13 protein-coding genes and 1 pseudogene are annotated in these 18,496 nt (G+C 41.8%); 1 reads left to right on the top strand and 13 read right to left on the bottom strand.

What is annotated here, in order from left to right:
• Positions 1-20 precede the first annotated feature (20 nt).
• The 4 genes from DW959_RS11985 to DW959_RS11970 all read right to left on the bottom strand — a co-directional run bounded on the left by DW959_RS11985 (position 21) and on the right by DW959_RS11970 (position 4,957).
• Positions 21-1,454, bottom strand: a complete 1,434-nt coding sequence (locus tag DW959_RS11985; protein WP_118616261.1) for a hypothetical protein — start codon at positions 1,452-1,454, stop codon at positions 21-23.
• 253 nt (positions 1,455-1,707) lie between these two features.
• Positions 1,708-3,261: a DUF6034 family protein gene (locus DW959_RS11980; RefSeq protein ID WP_118616259.1), complete on the bottom strand. Its 1,554-nt coding sequence runs from the start codon at positions 3,259-3,261 to the stop codon at positions 1,708-1,710.
• Positions 3,262-3,449: 188 nt separating this feature from the next.
• Positions 3,450-4,589: a DUF6034 family protein gene (locus DW959_RS11975; RefSeq protein ID WP_243023395.1), complete on the bottom strand. Its 1,140-nt coding sequence runs from the start codon at positions 4,587-4,589 to the stop codon at positions 3,450-3,452.
• A gap of 56 nt (positions 4,590-4,645) precedes the next feature.
• Positions 4,646-4,957, bottom strand: a complete 312-nt coding sequence (locus DW959_RS11970) for a hypothetical protein (protein WP_118616255.1) — start codon at positions 4,955-4,957, stop codon at positions 4,646-4,648.
• 313 nt (positions 4,958-5,270) lie between these two features.
• Between DW959_RS11970 and panD the strand changes: the two genes are divergently transcribed.
• A complete protein-coding gene (gene panD, locus DW959_RS11965) occupies positions 5,271-5,654 on the top strand; it encodes an aspartate 1-decarboxylase (protein ID WP_117822025.1) in 384 nt (127 codons plus the stop codon).
• Between the two features lie 173 nt (positions 5,655-5,827).
• Here the strand turns inward: panD and DW959_RS11960 are convergent, their stop codons facing one another.
• The 9 genes and pseudogenes from DW959_RS11960 to DW959_RS11930 form a co-directional block, all read right to left on the bottom strand.
• Complete coding sequence (locus tag DW959_RS11960) at positions 5,828-6,130, bottom strand: hypothetical protein (protein ID WP_118616253.1); 303 nt, start codon at positions 6,128-6,130, stop codon at positions 5,828-5,830.
• Between the two features lie 28 nt (positions 6,131-6,158).
• Positions 6,159-6,503 carry a hypothetical protein gene (locus tag DW959_RS11955; protein WP_118616251.1) on the bottom strand — a complete coding sequence of 115 codons (345 nt, stop codon included), beginning with the start codon at positions 6,501-6,503 and terminating at the stop codon, positions 6,159-6,161.
• Complete coding sequence (locus tag DW959_RS11950; protein ID WP_118616249.1) at positions 6,500-8,026, bottom strand: hypothetical protein; 1,527 nt, start codon at positions 8,024-8,026, stop codon at positions 6,500-6,502. Before DW959_RS11950 ends, DW959_RS11955 begins: the two co-directional genes overlap by 4 nt.
• A gap of 14 nt (positions 8,027-8,040) precedes the next feature.
• Entirely contained in the window at positions 8,041-12,234 is a 4,194-nt protein-coding gene (locus DW959_RS11945; RefSeq protein WP_118616247.1) for a VWA domain-containing protein, read from the bottom strand.
• Positions 12,225-13,790, bottom strand: a complete 1,566-nt coding sequence (locus DW959_RS14700; RefSeq protein ID WP_243023393.1) for a glycoside hydrolase family 3 N-terminal domain-containing protein — start codon at positions 13,788-13,790, stop codon at positions 12,225-12,227. The genes DW959_RS11945 and DW959_RS14700 overlap by 10 nt, the downstream gene beginning before the upstream one ends.
• Positions 13,791-13,898: 108 nt before the next feature.
• Positions 13,899-13,982: pseudogene (locus DW959_RS14695) on the bottom strand (hypothetical protein); the annotation flags it as partial.
• On the bottom strand, positions 13,952-15,004 hold the full coding sequence (locus DW959_RS14690; protein WP_243013892.1) for a glycoside hydrolase family 3 C-terminal domain-containing protein: 1,053 nt from the start codon (positions 15,002-15,004) through the stop codon (positions 13,952-13,954). The gene DW959_RS14690 and the pseudogene DW959_RS14695, both read right to left, overlap by 31 nt.
• Before the next feature lie 464 nt (positions 15,005-15,468).
• Positions 15,469-16,383, bottom strand: a complete 915-nt coding sequence (locus DW959_RS11935; RefSeq protein ID WP_117822030.1) for a YibE/F family protein — start codon at positions 16,381-16,383, stop codon at positions 15,469-15,471.
• Between the two features lie 308 nt (positions 16,384-16,691).
• Positions 16,692-18,401 carry a diguanylate cyclase gene (locus DW959_RS11930; RefSeq protein ID WP_226800972.1) on the bottom strand — a complete coding sequence of 570 codons (1,710 nt, stop codon included), beginning with the start codon at positions 18,399-18,401 and terminating at the stop codon, positions 16,692-16,694.
• Between the last annotated feature and the right edge of the window lie 95 nt (positions 18,402-18,496).

Here is an 18,496-nt window from a genome sequence, read left to right as displayed (position 1 = left end):
TATCCTTATACCGCCTCCGTTTAATCCTGTATTACACTGCATGTTCCCAGTGTCTTCGATACCTCAAGGATATCAATATAGGATCCGTCGGTTGCATCCAGCACGACCATCTGTTGAGGATCTTCATATGTAACTTCATCAAATTCATATACTTCAACCTGCGATATGATCCATGCCGGCACATATTCAAATTCACCGTCCTGTGCTCCCGGTTTCAGACAATAGGTAAGCTGCATACGATTAAATTCGATCGACTTGTACTGTGTATTATACTTTGCATAATATTCAGAAACAGATGAATCCGCCCGCTTCATCAGTTCTTTAAAAGAAAGCAGTTCTGTTTCCCCTGCCTCACCTTCGACAGACAGATTATTCGTCCAGACAGCTCCGATCACTCCATTATCATCCACCGCAATCTTACAGTAATCTGTAGGTATATCCACACCTGCTTCCTGCTGCACCATATTGTCAACATTCAATGCCTGTAAGCCCTCTCCAAGAGACTGATCCTTTATCATCCGGTTAAATGTAAAATAATACCCATCAATATCACGCTCTATAAGCGTTGATAAAGCATCATCATAGGTCCATGCCAGTGCGGAGGACTCTCCAAGTGTCATATCATTACAGTCGATCTTCTTCAGAAATTCTTCTGCTATCTCCAATGCTTCCTCTTCTGAATATTTACACTGGTTTTTATCGTTCAGTGCCTCCTCTGCACCTTCGGAACCATATTTTATACTGTCATTTAATGACACATAGCCGCCATGATCGATCATCTCCGTTCCATCCTCTGTTCCGTCTGCAGGTCTATATACCATGGCATCCTCCTTCAATGATAAATCATAGCTTGAAATCGTATCATCCGGTGTCCTCAGGACAAATTCATATTGACCACATGTTCCAAGGTACTTTGTTGCAGAATAATCTCCGGCAGCCGGATAATCTTCCGGTGCTTTTTCCAGCTCATCCTGAAGCTCTGTAAGCGTATCATTTATCTCCTTAATACGTTCCGCATCGGTTCCCAGCTCTTTTTTCAGTTGTTCATAGGATGCGATCTGTTCTTCTATATCTGCCTTTGTCTGATTGTTCTCATCATAAGCATAGATTCCTTTGCTCTTATCAAATATCGCTTCCGCTATTTTTTTAAGTGCCTCTCCTGCGGTATCATTCTTTGTTAACTTCTCAGTATACATGATTGATGTATCAGGAACCGAGATCTCATCCACCTTCAATGTGATCTCACTCAAACCCGAATCCCCTACTGCTATACTGTCATCATATGACTTTGGAATATCGTACTTATCCTGAATACTCCCGCTGTCCTTTTTTCCGCTGGATCCATCGATATCATAGTCGATATCTTTTTTCCCGCATCCGGTAAATACCGCCGCCATCATCATTGTTCCAAACATCAGCCAGGCGGTTCCTCTTCTCCTGATCTGTTTTCTCATCTTCCTTCCTCCTCATATCGTAAATATATTTTATTTCTTTCCCGATCCCGGTCACTTCTCTGCACTATCTGAAGTATCCGTATCTTCTCCAATTTTTGTATTTTTTCTCCAAATTATCTTACGACTTTCTAATTAAAACACAGGGAAAAATCATTTTCGCATCATAGCTGTATATTTTCTGAATAATTAAAAATGCTCATGTACTGCTTATTACATGAAACAGTACATGAGCATATCTTTTATATTAATATTTTTATTCTTCAGAAGATGTATCTTCGGCAGAAGTGTCCTCAGCGGATGTATCTTCAGAAGATGTATCTGTGTCTGTATCCGTATCGTCTACGTCTTCTGTATCGGAATCGTCTTTGTCATCATATGTATAATATGTGCCAAGTGACTTGGCCAGTTCCAGAAGATCGATCACTGATCCGTCTCTTGCATCGACTACAACCATCTGTGTCGGGCTGTCCTTATCTGTATAATCCTGATATTCCTCATACTGGGATAATATCCATGCCGGAATATATTCAAAGGTTCCTTCTTTGTCTCCTGCTTTCAGGAAATAGGTCAGCTCCATACCGTTAAATTCAATCTTCTTGTAATGAGATGTGTACTTGCTGTAATATTCAGGAACGGTTTCATTCATTTTATCTAACAGATCCTTATAGGAAAGAATCTGTGTTGCCTGTGGTTCTCCATCTGCTTCCAGATATTCGCTCCAGCTTGCACTATTGATACCCTTGGAATCAATGCTGATGGAACATTCCTCCTTTGGAATATCAATGGATGCATTGTCCTGCTGGATGTTATCGACATTCCATGCATTTACTGTTGCGGTTGGCTGGTTATTGATCGCTCTTGAATATGTGAATGTATATCCATCCACATCTGTTGACTGGTTGTCACCATTATCATCATAATAAACCCAGCAAAGTGCTGATGTATTCTTTAAGGTTACATCCGTACATCCGACTTTTGCAAGGAAATCATCTGCCATCTGTCTTGCTTCATCTTCTGAAAATGTACACTGATTTGTATTTGCATCTACAGAATCTGACTCGTCTGCACTATACTGCATGTAATCGTCCATGGAAGTTGAATAACATCCGCTTGCCCCATCCTTTGGACGATATTTTAAGAAATCATCCGCAAGATACAGGGAATATCCGGTTGTACCATTTTCCTTGCTCGGAGTGGATACCGTAAACCTTGTATCTCCGATCGAACCAATAAAAGTATCTCCTGTATAATCGCCTGCTGCAGGATATTCATCCGGTGCAGTCGCAAGCTCATCCTTCAGATCATTGATCCAGGAATCATAATAAGATGTCATGTCACTGTCACCTTTTTTCTTTTCGGCTTCATACATATCGATCTCAGTCTGAATATCTTCTTTGGTACGCTTATCGTAATCATATTCATAGATACCCTTATCTTTGTCCAGAACTGCTTCTACTATTTCTTTTTTACTATCATTTGTTGTTTCCTTCTTCTTAAACGATGCAACATAGAGATCTCCTGTATCCGGAACGATCACTTCTTCTGCATCGATCGCAATCTTCTGAATACCGGAATCTCCTGTTGCGATCTCTGTATCACAGCTTTCCGGAATACCATATTTACCCTGCAGGCTGCCACTGTCCGCATTGCTTCCGGAACCACCATTTCCTTCTACATCATAATCAATATCCTTCTTGCCACAGCCGGTAACTGCTGTGCTGACTGCCAGCATACCAACCAACAGTATAGCTGCCATCTTCTTACGATATGTACGAAATCCCTCTTTACTCTTTGTTTTGTTCTGCATATAAGAACCTCCTCTTTTCTTCTCTCATTTATTATAGCTTCTGGATCCAATCCAGTAAATGACATATTATTTTGCGCCATGTTCCGCGACCGATTACTCTTCAGTCGTATCACCGGTTGTATCTGCATCACCCTCTGTGGAATCTCCTTCACTGCCTGTGGAATCTCCGGAAGTGTTGGTATCATCATCTATAGTAGATATCGATGAACTGCCGTCATCAGATACATCTCTTGCGATCGTATCTGTTTCATAACTCTGATATGTGCCAAGTGCTTGGACAGTTCCATCAGATCGATCACCGTACCATCTGTAGCATCAAGGACAACCATCTGGGTTGGATATGTCTCATTTGTGGAATCGGTCATATCCTCATACTGTGTCAATATCCATGCAGGTACATATTTGAATGTTCCTTCTTCATCTGTCTTCTCCAGATAATATCCAAGCTTCATAGAATTAAACTCTACTTTTTTATATCTGGTTGGATATGTGGTATAGTATTCTGCAATATTCTTATTTGCTTTTTCTAACAGCTCCTTAAATGATAAGAGTTCATTTGACTCTGTTTTTCCGGTTGTTTCCAGATAGGATACCCAGCTTGCAGATATAATACCATTAGAATCAACATATACCGTACAGGTTTCAGCAGGAATGCTTACCGATCCATCATCCTGCGTAATATTATCAACATTCCAGGCTTCCGGAACATCGGTAGTCTGATTATTGATCGCTCTGCTGTATGTAAATACATATCCATCGACATCAACAGCCTCGGTATTCCCATCTGTTCCATAGTAATACCAGTAAAGATCCTGTGTATCATTCAGGGCAGCATCTGAAATACCGACCTTACTGATAAAATCATCTGCAATGGACTGTGCTTCTTCCTTTGTAAATGTACATACATTTGAGGCTGACACATCTGCATCTGACAGATCATCCCCGCTATCCGGAGTTGAATAATATACTCCGTTCATTCCATCTTTTGGACGGTAGGTAATCAGCGAATCTTTCAGACCTACGGAACCACTTCCGCTGTCCTGGTCGTCCATATACATAATATATTTTCTTCCGTTGATCTCTCCGATAAAGGCACTACCGGAATAATCATCAGCCGCCGGATATTCATCCGGTGCATTCTGAAGCTGATCTTTCAGGTCGGAGATCATGGAATCAAACCAGGATGCACTGGAATTATCTCCATTTGCTGCAGAATCCTTCTTTTCCTTTTCATACTCATCGATCTGGTCCTGAATATCTGCTTTTGTCATATTGTTATAATCATATGTATAAATACCTTTGTCTTTTTCAAGGACAGCTTCTACGATCTGTTTTCTAGTATCATTTGATGATTCTTTTCTTTTTACATATACAGTCGGAAGATCTACGTATCCGGCACTGTTACCTCATCTGCTTCTATTGCAAGTTTGCTGATCCCGCTGCTTCCAGCGTCCAGTGTAGTATCACAGGATTCCGGTATTCCGTACTTACCCTGAAGGCTTCCACTGTCCGAGCTGCCTCCGTTTCCTGATTCACCGTCTACACTGTAATCTATATTCTTCTTTCCACAGCCTGTAAGTGCAGTTCCTGTTGCCAGAACTCCTGCAATGGCAAGTGCTGCCATCTTTTTATAGCGCATTTTTCTGCTTACCTGTGTTGTCTTATTACCTACTGTTTCTTTTCTTATTTTCTTCAAAATAATTACCTCCTGCTGTGATCCTACATTTTAACAAACAAAATTAATATGTATATTTTTTCAGCGCTGTAAAATATTAACACAAACCATCGATTTTGTTCATTAATACGTGTCTATTTTTTTATTAAACTTTCTTAAGCTTTCTTTTCATTTTTCCCGACATATTAAATGTACATGACCACTACATATTTTATGCAATATAGTTGCATCCTTTTTGCATCCTTTTTCTACAATTTCTTGTATTTCTATATTGCATTTTTTCTTTTTATGTTATAGTATGTGCGGTGAGAAAGAATAAAGAGGTGTCATTCTAATGAATATTACCATGTTAAAAAGTAAGATCCACAGAGCCGTTGTTACACAGGCTGAACTGAATTATGTCGGCAGTATCACCGTAGACTCTGAGCTTTTGAAGAAAGCCGGGATCCTTGAATATGAAATGGTGCAGATCGTTGATATCGAAAACGGAAATCGTTTTGAGACCTATACCATCGCCGGAGAACCGGGATCGGGTGTGATGTGCCTAAATGGTGCAGCAGCCAGACAGGTTCAGGTCGGAGACCATATCATTCTGATGTGTTATGCCTCCATGACACCGGAAGAGGCCAAAGATTATCGTCCGACTGTTGTATTTGTAAATGAAGATAATTCCATTTCCCGCATCACAAGCTATGAGAAGCACGGCGAGATCGGATAAATACCTGAAAACGAGGTGTATAATTACCCTTGGTATTTTGAGTTAGTTGCATAATTTATTATACCAAAAATAGCTATAGGCACAAGCCCATAGCTATTTTTCTTTTTAGGGGAGTTTTTTTACATCCCCTTTTGTTAATAACAAGATTCGTTAACGGCTGAAATGACTCTTTTTCATTTCATTCCTGTTTTTGTGTCTGGAGCATTCTTTTCATTCGATGATATATATTGTCCATATGTATCCGGCATATATGTCTGTGCATTTGCAGCATATTCATCCGGATAACCTCCCTGTATATCTGCATTATAGCTATTCGGATAATACGTCTGATCCTCTGCACTATATCCATTCGGATAATAGCCCTGATTCTCTGCAGCATATCCATTCGGATAATAGCCCTGATTCTCTGCAGCATATCCATTTGGATAATAGCCCCAGTTATCTGTATCATATCCATTTGGATAATAGCTTTGCATGCTTACATCATAATTATCTGATACTGTGTCACCGGCAGCTGTCTGAGGCTTCTTTGCATCTGTCTTTTTCTTCTGTTTTTCCTGCCTTTTTGCCTCTTTTCGCTGTTTTTTTTGCCAGACGCTCTTCTCTGTGTTTCATCCTGTATCTACGCCAAGCCAGTATATACAGCACCCACAAAAACAGCAATACCGCAATAGCAATGCCTGCATATAACTGCCACTGGCGATAAGCAACCGCGTACCGATAACCTAATGTACTGTCCATGGTCAGCAGCCGGTCACCGGAAACCTGTACAGTCAGAAATATACTGTAACCGATCACACCAGCCGCAGCAAGCGTAATGACCACCTGAATGATTGTATATACGATCATGACTGCTTCCTCCTTTTTCGCCCCTTGACAAATACAATAATATAAAGGATCAATAATACCAGTACCAGACCACCAAGTATCACATATTCAAATACACGTTTTACAGTTTTTGCAGCTTCATAGGTCACCACAGCTCTGTATACTGACTGATTTCCTACTGCATCCTCTGCGATCAGCTCCAGTGTATTTTCTCCATTTGCAAGTGACACTTTTTTATGGAAATAGCTTTGTGTCAGTTCGACCGGTTCGCCATTCAAGGTCAGGGAAGCTCCTGCTTCCGTATAACCATTCAGATAAATGGTATTTTCGGTTACTACCTTTCCATCAACATCCTCGGATATGGACAACTGCGGTGGTACGGTATCCACATAGATCTCTTTGGAATATTCTACAGTATTGCCTGCCGGATCCGTAATAACAAAGGTCACCGTATTATCTCCATCCTTTAAGTTCACCCGATACATACCATTTTCTTTTTCATCCGTAAGTATCCGCTCATCTCCCAGATATGCATCAAATGTATTCTTATCCTGCATCGTGACCGTTGCCTGAATGAAGCTACTCTTTGTTCTGTCTGCATCTGCATCAAAGACTACATCAGCATCAGCCTTTACTGCAGCATCTGCCGACACAAGCTCATACCTGCAGTTCTCATCTGTTCTTATCACTGCCAGATAAACCTTAGAAGCATCACCTGTAAAATCATCATAATAGAAATCCGTGGTTCCCTGCTCCTCTTCTCTGATCAGATTATGTGCCTCATCATAAACCCGTACCGTATAAGCTTCCTCATTAGAAGCTTTCCATGAAATATAATATCCATCATTATATGTTCCACCCTTTACCCCGGAAACCTTCTCTACATCCTCCGGATTCTGATAGCTGATAAATGCATCACTATAGGCACGCTGATACACACCGTCTACGGATACACGGATATAAAAATGATATTCTCCGCTCGGAAGCTGATCCAGATCAAATGTAAACGATCCGGATTTTTCCATATTGTCACTATATACGCAGGTTCCGTCAAAGCCCTCTGAATCAGTATCTGCAAACACCTCCACATAAAGCTCATCCGGGCAGTCTGTGATCTTATAGTTTACCTTGACACTTCCGGTTCCTTTTTCTGATATTTCAAATTTACTGATGACCAGCGAATCCGGAACCTCACCTATCGTTACGTCCACCACACCAAGATTTTCTCCGGTTACCGCAGCCTTCCATGTACCTTCTTCTCCTTTTCCGACATGTATGATTGCTTCGCCATTTGCCTCATAAACCTGATCCGGCGTTTTTTTCTTGCTATATACTTTACCGGATGGTGAAGTCAGCACAATCGTTCCAGGCTGTTCATAATTTTCCCAGGTTACATAAAAGACCGCCTTACTGTAACCCTCCGGCATATCAATCTCGACTTCTGTCTGTGCTGCCCACACCTGTATCGGAAGCCAGACGATCATCCCTATAAATAATAATACGCCTGTCCACAGCTTCCACATTGTTTTCCTTACTCTCTTCATGTTAAACTGCCCCCTTAATTAGATGATGTGCTGATCTTATCCCACAGGAACAGACCTCCATCTTCATCATACCATATAGATTTTTCCTGTTGTTTTCCGTTATTCGCCTTATAATTTAATGTTACCTTAGCTTTACTGAACTCTCTGTCCCAATCAATCGTGAGCTTGCAGTCACCCTTTGCATGGACATCCACCGGCGCCATATCTACATTTCCATTTACTCCAATCTTAATATATCGATCAGTGAAGTTTCCTCCAAGATTTGCTGCTGCACTTCCTTTTACCTCGCAGCCAAAACCAGAAATTCCAAGCTCGAGTGCCGCTGATATATCAAGTCCATCCTTGTTGATCTTGGCTCCTGCCTTTGCTTTTTCAGCACCAAGCAATGACATTTCTGCTGAAACAGCAAACTCCGGCTCGCTGAAATTGATCTCAACCTGTCCCTTTGCATTTCCGATCTCGCCCCATTGCCTGAACTTTTTCATCCACTGATTTCCGGTATTCTCGTCGCCAAAGCATCCGAACAGATCCGCCTCTGCCTCAACAGTTCCGATCAGCTTAATATCCTTATCATATAACGTCTGATCGATTCCGGCATTTAGGATCTTCTTTGTCTCTTCAGATACGAGAGAATCATATAGTCCGATCAGCAATGTGCTCATACCCTGTAATTCTCCGCCTACCTTATTGATCTCCATTATCTCGCAGACTCTTGGTCCCGGCCGCAGATTTGCATCAAGCTTAACTGTATCCGGAATCCAGTAATAGGATGACAGATATCCATCAAAGCCGGAAATTCCGGTATTACCAAATGCACCTATTGATGTTGAAAAATCAATCTTACCGCCAATTTTCCAGTATTCATGCTCCGGATCCAGCGAATTCAGCTTGACCGACATTTCATTTATTCCAAATATTCCAAAGCTGATCTTATCATCCGGAGACAAAGTCAGTTCTCCACCAAACTCCAGTCCATCTGCTGTAACTGCTACTGAAGCCGAAATATCAAAGCCCTTAAAGAAATCGGAAACGCCAAATTCCTTTAAGCTGGCTCTTTCCTGTGGTTTTTCTGTCTTTTTGTATTTGTTTGCACCGGTTTCATGCTTTAGTGACTTAATTCCTGATTCTATCATTTTATCCACCCGGATCGAATCAATGTCGATCTGCAAGCGGTTACTGTATAATTTTACTTCCGCCGCCTTGATATCCATGATAAATGGGATCGATATATTCATGTTTGAAAGGTTCTGATCAAAGGATGTCTTCTCCTCATCTATCGTTGCATAAAAGCCTGACTCTGCAACAATATAATCCCTGCCATTCATGACAAGATCCGCAAATCTGCTGCTTTTTTCCTGCATTTCTGTATAACTGACATAAAGCTTGCCATCACCCTGAATTGTACCGGAATCTCCTGCCTTTATCGTCTTGCCGGACACAAGCTCCAGCTCCGGATCCATATCTGCCACGATCATCTCCATATCACCTGAGCAATGCATAAAACCATTGATCATAACATTACCACTGGCTACCAGCCTGTCATCTGCCACCTGTCCGATCGAATCTGCTGTGATCGTCATATCTCCTATTCTTACAGACTCTGAGGTTCCTGCCTTAAATACCTTGAAAGCAGCACTTCCGGTTACAACTCTTCCATCGGTTGTTCTTACCTTTACATCGTAAATGCCTGCGGTGAGTTCTCCGGTCAGTACGCCAGTCAGACTTGTTCTATCTGTTACCTGTATATCCGTCAAAGCTGTATTTCCGATAAATACACTTTCAATATCAGCAAATCCACCTCCATTTACGGTAACGGTTATACCTGCCTTTACATCCTTTTCCGATGCATTCCCCGGTGTGACGGATGATATGCCAAGTGTATTCTCGTCTACCTTACGGATCAGATCATCCTGCCCAAGATCTTCCGGTCTGTTTTCTTCATTTATATAATAATCCTTGGTCTCTGATGCATTATATTCTGCAATATCAACCGTCAGAAATCTTGGATCTGCTTCCGGATTTCTGGTCACAGTATATTCAATGCTGTAATTATTGACAATATATTTCTGCAGATACAGATAAATATCCGACAGCTCCGTGGATGCCTCTGCCTTTACAAATTTTCCACCTGTGTATTCTGCGATCGCCTGCATATAGGCATCATCACACTCACCAAATCCAACCGTATATACACTGATGCCAAGCTCTACCGCGCGATCAACTGCCGCCTGCATATCCTCCTCCGAACCGCCGTCCTGTCCATCGGACATCAGGATCACAGCCCGGCTTCCATTCGCGCTTTCCAGATTATCCAGTGCAAGATTTAAACCAGCCGAAATATTGGTTCCACCACCACTTGATATATTATTAATAGAATTCTTCAGGGTTCCGCTTTTTGATGTCAGGGTCTGTTCCAGATATGCTTCATTATCATAGGAAATGATCATCATCTTTTCTGCTGTTATATGATCGACTGCTTCTGCCGCTGCCTGTTTTGCATTTTCAAGCGCTGCTCCCTCCATGCTTCCACTCTTATCCATGACAATACCGATGCTTGCTCCTTCACTCTCCGCACCACTATGTAAGGTAAAATCTGTTATCTCATACTGTGTATCGATCACTGAAAAGTCTTCCTTTGTAAACTGGTCTGCCAGCTCTTCCTTGGAATCCTTTGTTCCGTTAATATTGATGTAAGCACGGATAGCAGGATAATCTGTTGTATCGATCCGGCTGATATGAATACTGATCCTGTCATATTTCAAAGTCGTTGATACATAAGAATTAAATGAACCATTAATGGTATCCTCTGACACCGGAACAACCTGTGCACTCTGTTTGTCCACCAGATCAGTCACAGCTGCATTCAGCTCCGGATTGTATGCATCATTGGATATCTGATTATACTGGGTAACAACCTCATCGATCGAATCCTTCAAAGAGGACTGATCGCTGATCGCTGCACTATTATCAATTATCTGATGCAGATGTTCATTTGCAGTATCCCGGTCATCCATTGCAAGGTACAGCTTCGACAGCTGCAGTTCATAAAAGCCGGTATCATCGCCATGTCGTGGTATCTGTACCAGAATATAATTTGCCGCACGCTTGATCGGAACATTACATGCTTCCTTGTAACTTTCATCTGCCTCTTCTAATAATTCATTGATCTCATCCGCATGCTTTCCTTCATAGCCCTCTTCATCAATCAGCTTCTGTGCTTTTTCCTTCGTACGTTCTGCCTGTTTCACCAGCTTTCTGATCTCCTCATCCTTCATATCAAAGGAAGCCTCTGTATAGTTTTTATCCATGTTGTTACGGTAAACCTCTTCGGCGATCACATCCGTATAAATAACCGTATTCTCCGGACTTTTAAATTGTCGGTTCAATTCCGATGCTTTTTCCTTCGCCTTATCATAATCCTGTTGATAAACATAAAAGCTGACCTCCCTGCGAAGGATCTCCTCTGTTTCTCCATAGGTATGTTTCAGGTCCTTGATATCATCCTCTGTAAGCTCCGAAACAGCCACTCCATGGATCTTGTTGTCAAGCTCATACGCCTTTTCATATTTGCGCTTTTCTTTTCTGGTGAAATGCCGTTCATCCACATACTCTTCTAAAGCAGAAAAAAACTCCTGTCCTGCCGTCTTCTTTTCCTGTACATCATCGGATCCGCTTTTATATGTAGCTTTCTCCACCGCACCTTGCTTTTCCAGATCCGAAAGATATGCTTCATAATCCGTATATGCCTCTGTTCCACCATCTGTCATACCAAGCTTTTCGGAGCAATAAGTATCAAGCTTCGTCAGGCAGGTTTTGCCAGCCTTGCTGATCCCTTTTCGTTCTAATAGCTCCTGGGTTTTGAAATACCCATTGATATAATCGCCATTCATCGTATCACAGGCTGCACCAAGCACCTCTTTTTCCTCCGAACTGCCTGATATATCATTCAGAATCCGGACTGCCTGGTCTGAATTGCCATCCATTATATAGCAATATGCCATATAGATACCCTGTTCATTTGTATCTGTATCATCGAAATAACTGCGTACGCCAAGAAAGGTAGTCCCGGCAAAAGCCAGAACTACCCCTATCGTGAGCAGCCATTCCGGGACATTTCTCTTTGTCTTAAAGATGAAATGTCCGCATATATCAACGGCTGTAAAAAACAGAAAGATAATTGCTATCTTCAGTAAAATATTTAATTCCAAATTTTGCCCTCCCTTAAATATCTGAATCGGATCTGTTTTAAATGAAGACCATTTTTACCGACATTCAGACGCATAACTGAAAATCTGGTATGCAGATCAAATTCTTTTTTGATAACCATGTCTTCCCCATTTGTTCCATGGAATGTGAAACTGAGGATCGGTATATTGGTATAATACAACGTACATGGCATTTGGGCAAGTTCTGAGAGATCGGAGCTTCCGATCAGTTCAATCTCATAAATTCCTTTTTTCTGTACATCAAACGGAAGAACATAATTTACACCGGCTTTCGACTCCTTGGTATCAAGTCGTAATTCATAGTCGCCATCTAATCTGACAAATTCAACCTCTGACAGATCAACATCATCCGGTTCCGCCGGACGATTGATGATCGATACCTCTGTCGGGCAGCCCATTGCTCTTCGCATTGCTTCTGTATCGAGTACAAAGCCACAGATGTTCGCTGCATTTCTCTGAAGCTCCGCACGCTTCAGTCGTCCATCTACGAGTGCTGCGGCTGTATTATCTCCGCTGGCATTTGTTGATCCATCCGGACATACCATATAGATATCATTCTGCGCACGTGCCATTGCCGCAAAATTAATCTTATCCGGCTCCTGTCCACGCTCATTGATGGATGCCCACCAGTCAGTCATGACAATACCTTTAAATCCCCATTCTTCTCTGAGGATTGTCGTACAGAGATCATAATTTCCGGCTGTCCATACTCCGTTTACCGGTCCGTATGTCGTCATGATCGCATCGCAGACACCGCTTCTTACGATCATCTCAAAGCCTTTCAGATAGATCTCCCGAAGTGCACGTTCTGATACAACAGGATCTGCAAAATGTCGTCTCATCTCCTGATTATTTGCACAGAAATGCTTGGCTGCCCCTGTTACACCTGCTGCATGCAGACCTTCTAACATCGCACCGGCAAAGCATCCTGTCACATATGGATCTTCTGAGAAATATTCAAAGTTTCTTCCATTTAACGGATGACGGTGAATATTCATACCAGGTCCAAGTAAACAATCCACCTTCTGTGCGATCATCTCATAACCGGTACAGGTATAAAGCTCTTTTACAAGCTCCGTATTAAATGTACATCCGATGATCGTTCCATTTGGCAGGCTGAATGCTTTCACACCACAATCTAACCGCATACCGGACGGTCCATCACTGCAGCATACAGAAGGGATTCCATGACGGTTGATCAGCGACTTGGATACACCTCCAAATGCTGCTGCCGTTCCCGGTGTTACAAGTGAACTTCCCATGCCTTCTCCTCGAATGATACAAGTAAGGTCATCGTCTGTCAATTCTGAAATAAATTTATCCATTCCGATCGAACCATCTGCCACATCGGATAATGTATGCATACCCATCGTCTGACGGATCTCCTGCGGAAGATGATCCTGTCTTCTCTGCTTCTCGTTTGATGCATGATGTGGTGCTGCTTCCATCATGACCTGATATCCGTTCTCTGTCTCTGCTGCCTTCATTCTGTCAAACGCTTCTACCGGAGCAAGTGCAGAGCAAAGCTGCTCGATCACAAGACCATCTGCAAGCTCAAACGCGCCTGCACATTCTGCACTTCTGACATTTTCGCCGGCAAATACATGATATGTGCCTGCTTCTAATACAAATGCATAAGCATGTCCTGTAATACCGGAGTCGTCATAGGATGCAAAGCGGCTGTATGGAACAGTGATCTCTACTTCTTCGGATTCACCCGGTGCAAGCTCCTTTGTCTTTGCAAATCCGACAAGAACCTTATCTGCTTTTCCAAGCTTACCCTGCGGAGCTCCGCATAGATCTGAACAACATCTTTTCCTTTCTTTAAACCGACATTTGAAACAGTTACATGAAGTGTAAACTGCTGTTTCTCCGGCTCATTTGCAAATACAACGACTGACTTTTCAAATGTTGTATAGGACAGGCCATATCCAAACGGATATCTGACGCTATCCTTTGCGAAAGTCTCAAAATAACGATATCCGACATAGATATCTTCACTGTAATAATTCTTATCCGGATCACCAAAATATGGTGTAGAAGGATAATCAGCAACTTTATATGCGATCGTGTCTGTCAGATGACCGGATGGTGAAACTGCTCCTGTTAATACATCTGCTGTTCCAAGTCCGCCAACCATGCCGCCCTGCCATACATACATAACAGCTTCCGGCTGGTAACGGTCTGTAAAACTCATATCGAGCAGACCACCGACATTTAATAAAACGATCATCTTATCAAAGTTCTTTCTTACTTTTGTGAGCAGATCTTCTTCCACATCTGTAAGCTGATAAGAACCCTTGGTATCACTTGCATCTTTATCCTCGCCTGCTGTACGTCCGATGATCACGATAGCTGTCTCTGATCGCTTGCCGGCTGCTTCCACAACCTCATCGGTCAGCTCCATTTCTTCCTGACACCATGGTTCATTTCCCCAGCCTTCGCCTTCGTTAAATGGATGTGTCTCTTCCCAGTCCTGATAGATCTTGATCAGCTCCTCATCCAGAATGACCTGACCACTCTCACGCAGACCATCTACGATTCCATAGACCTTTGATACATTTACCATTCCGCCTGAACCGGTTCCGCTCTTATAATAGTGGTTCTGGATTCTTCCAAATACTGCCACCTTCTCATCTTTTACAAGCGGAAGTGCCTGATCTTTATTCTCAAGCAGAACACAGCCTTCTGCTACTGTCTGTCTTGCAAGTGCTACATACTGATTCCAATCCAATACTACCTGATTCTTCATATCCATCATACTCCTTTTCCTGATTTTATCCGTTTGTTTTATCTTCCTTATGCAGCTGTTTTCCGGCTCTCTGCATATGTATTTTCTGTCTCATTCTTTTTGACAGAAATTATGATTTCGTTCTTCAATTTATGAATGTATGATAGTATGAATCCTATTTTTACAATATAAAAAATACGACATTCTCATCATTTTCCCGACTGTTTTAAAATCGAAAAAAACTGTTATTTGAATTATTCAAACAACAGTCTTTTTCTGTATCTTATTTCACCCATTCTTACAATACATGCCATGTTTCTTTGCAATTGGTATTGTTTTATCTTTGATTTCTTCAATTGTATAACACATCATACATACCTCCCTCTCAAAATATACAAGCAAGTAATTTTATGTTTATTATACCACAAGAATCCCGCCTGGCATACGCCAAACGGGATTCTTATATTTTTCTGTATAACTGACACTTACTGTTTATTCTTTCTGCTCTTTGCAAATACACAGCCGGCTCCAAAGGAAGATACCAGAACGCCTGCGATCAGAAGTGATCGAACCGAAAGTCCTGTCGCTCCCTGAATGACCAGCAGTTCTTCCGCATTGTCACTGTTAAATCCTGTAAGATGTAAGGTTTTTGAACTTATGTAAAAAATAATTCCTGTTACTGCGACTCCAAGTACAGTAGAAAGTGCGGATACAGCCGTCCGTCTGCTGCAGCCATTTAACAACAACAGGCTGACTGCTGTTCCTGTTAATATAGTCAGGATTGAGACAATCACAGGAGGAAATCCGTGGTAGATCGCCTGAACCATAAACAGTACTACCAGAAGAAGTGTAAAAACGACACCGGCTAATGCCCGTAAGCCTTTTCCTTTTCCCACAAACAACATTACCGCGGCAAATACCACCACAAGGATGCCAAGTGGCAGGCACCTGTCATAATTGAATACTGTGTAGTAGGGAGCTGCTTCCTCCGGCATATCTGCACATACGATTATTTTCTGATTCGCGTTTACATAGATGTTATGTGTCTGTGACAAATAATTATCAATCGATACTTTGTCGCCTTTCTGCTCCCCATCCAGAATCAGAACTGTAAGCTCCTGTTCCCCAAGATATCTGGAATGATCATATGGATCTGTCTCCAGCCGTTCATTATCGACAGATACTACCCGCCCTCTTACGAATGTCCTGCTGTCGTTATTGTACATTGTATAGCTGTTGATCCGATCCCAGTCAAATGAACCTGCCGCCAGAAGAAAGGCTGCTCCAATCAGGAAAACCGCGATATATACTGCATTTCTTCTCACAAATAAAACAAGATGCCCACCTGCTTTTTCATCCGTTTTCCCTGTCGTTTTGTCTTTTCTCTCTGTCTCTTTCATCTCCGGCTGCCTGCTCCTTATACATATGAAGCGGACTCACCTGCTCCTTGAGGTGGTCTCACTTCATTTCTGTATTTATTATAAATATGCCTGCCTGTGCCTGCTATCACACTTCCGTAAAGATTGCAAGGGTTGTATATTTCTTTTGTAAAATTCACGAAAAAACAGGCAGTCTCGTTATAAGACTGCCTGCCTGATAATTATTTTTATATTGTATTGTTTTCTATATCTCATATATCACATAGGATATACCTGTATCTTCATGAGAAAATCAGTTCTCCAATAACTGTTTCTGCTGATGACTTACTCTATCTGGAAAAGCCATCATAAAAAGATTCAATCAAAGCACAGTCCATGATAAGAACATAGAACACATTTCCATAGTAACGGCTTTCTACAATTCTTCCATGATCAAGAACAGGGCGGTAGGATCCATCTTTTTTTGCAAAATGGAATCTTACATAATCATTATTTCCACTGGTCTTTGCATCAATCTGTTTCCAGATACTGGTCTCCACAGAATCCCGTTCATCCGGGTGAATAAGATTCCTGAATCGCTGCCCGGTATAATCCAGAAAATCATCGAAATCCTTGCAGCCTGCAAACTCAATCAATTCACGATTTGCAAATAAAATACGATCATCCTCCGGATCAGCTATATATATCAGGAAAGCTCCCGGAAGATTTTTTGACACATCCTGAAGTGCAAACCCAAGCTGACTTCTGTGCTGTATCTTATAATCACTGCGATAAGGACTGCAACTATGCTTCCCATGTAGTTTTACCGCATAAAGTGCCATATCTGCGCATCTGATAAGCTCCAAAACATCGTCACAGTCCTTCGGATATTCTGCGTACCCAAGAGAAATATAAAAAGGATGCTCTTCACCATTATATGTTATATACCTTGGCTTAAGGGTAAAACTCTCTATTATACTCTTTGCCTCTTCCTCTGTTGTTCCGATCAAGATAACAGAAAACTCATCGCCGCCATTTCTGCATAGAATGGCATTTACACCAAAATTATCTTTCATGTCCTGTGCAAGACTTTTCAGTGCGGTATCACCAACGACGTGTCCATACATGTCATTTATAAATTTAAAATCATCAATATCCATCTGTGCGCCCACACAATGAATACAATGACCGTCCTGTATCACCTTTTCAAGCTGCTCATCAAAACCTTTGCGGTTCAAAAGACCGGTTAACGGATCTGTTATCGCCATTTTTTTTAATATCTCACGATGTCTCTCAACCACAAGAACGATCACCGTTAATCCCGTTAAAAGCAAAATAATACAAATTCCAAAAACGAGCTGCGGAAGTATGTTCCATCCGTGGTTCCAACCATCAGTTGGCATTACCTCTAAGCCAAATGTGCTGCCACAAAATTCAAACTCAAATGTAATCGGCTCCTTCAAAATATTACCTGATGCCGATACCACCTCTGTATCATCCGACAAAGGAGAAACTGTCTTTGTCAGACAGTAATCATAACCAAATTGGGTAAGTGACTGAACCGATTTCTCAAATACCTCCGGAATACGGATAATTACAATAGTGAATCCCCAGAACGCAGAGGTTCCATCCGGGCACTCCAGATATACGGGATTTCTGATTGCAATGCCCCGGCCTCCTTGTTTTAAGTCAAACGGGCCCTGCATAGTAACTATATTTTTATCTCTCCCGTAACGGCATATCTCTCCACGACTTTCATCGTGGATCAAATCTATCTTTCCCGCTTCATTTCCCGCCTCCGGATATATATCTGTAACAACACCATTAGGTGCAATCTGTATGCTCTGAACAAAATCTGTCATCAGATTTCCTGCAACTTTTTGAAAATTATCAATTTTTCCATTTTCACTGAGTACTATTTCCTCAAGTGTATCTGTAATCGCAACGCCACGGTTCATATCATTCTGCAACCGTTCTGCATAGGTTGTGGCATTAAGTTCTGTGACAGCCCGCATATGTTTTAAATTTGTTCTGTATGAATGATATAAAACTGCTGCCAAGGCCAGACAACCTGCCAGGAAAATGAGAACCGGCAATATGAGTTTTTTGTTATGGATTTTCTGTGAATGCATAGCTTGTCATCTCTCCTTGTTCT

The organism is Clostridium sp. AM46-21, assembly GCF_003480025.1.
Lineage (GTDB): Bacteria > Bacillota > Clostridia > Lachnospirales > Lachnospiraceae > Coprococcus > Coprococcus ammoniilyticus.
This window is presented reverse-complemented; position numbering and strand designations above follow the sequence as displayed.

What these genes read in the sequence shown, in the direction of transcription:
- DW959_RS11980 (WP_118616259.1), bottom strand. Translation starts at nt 3,261, where the DNA reads ATGCAGAACAAAACAAAGAGTAAAGAGGGATTTCGTACATATCGTAAG.
- panD (WP_117822025.1), top strand. Translation starts at nt 5,271, where the DNA reads ATGAATATTACCATGTTAAAAAGTAAGATCCACAGAGCCGTTGTTACA.
- DW959_RS11950 (WP_118616249.1), bottom strand. Translation starts at nt 8,026, where the DNA reads ATGAAGAGAGTAAGGAAAACAATGTGGAAGCTGTGGACAGGCGTATTA.
- DW959_RS11935 (WP_117822030.1), bottom strand. Translation starts at nt 16,383, where the DNA reads ATGAAAGAGACAGAGAGAAAAGACAAAACGACAGGGAAAACGGATGAA.
- DW959_RS11955 (WP_118616251.1), bottom strand. Translation starts at nt 6,503, where the DNA reads ATGATCGTATATACAATCATTCAGGTGGTCATTACGCTTGCTGCGGCT.
- DW959_RS14690 (WP_243013892.1), bottom strand. Translation starts at nt 15,004, where the DNA reads ATGAAGAATCAGGTAGTATTGGATTGGAATCAGTATGTAGCACTTGCA.
- DW959_RS11960 (WP_118616253.1), bottom strand. Translation starts at nt 6,130, where the DNA reads ATGCAAAGCTATTATCCAAATGGATATGATACAGATAACTGGGGCTAT.
- DW959_RS11985 (WP_118616261.1), bottom strand. Translation starts at nt 1,454, where the DNA reads ATGAGAAAACAGATCAGGAGAAGAGGAACCGCCTGGCTGATGTTTGGA.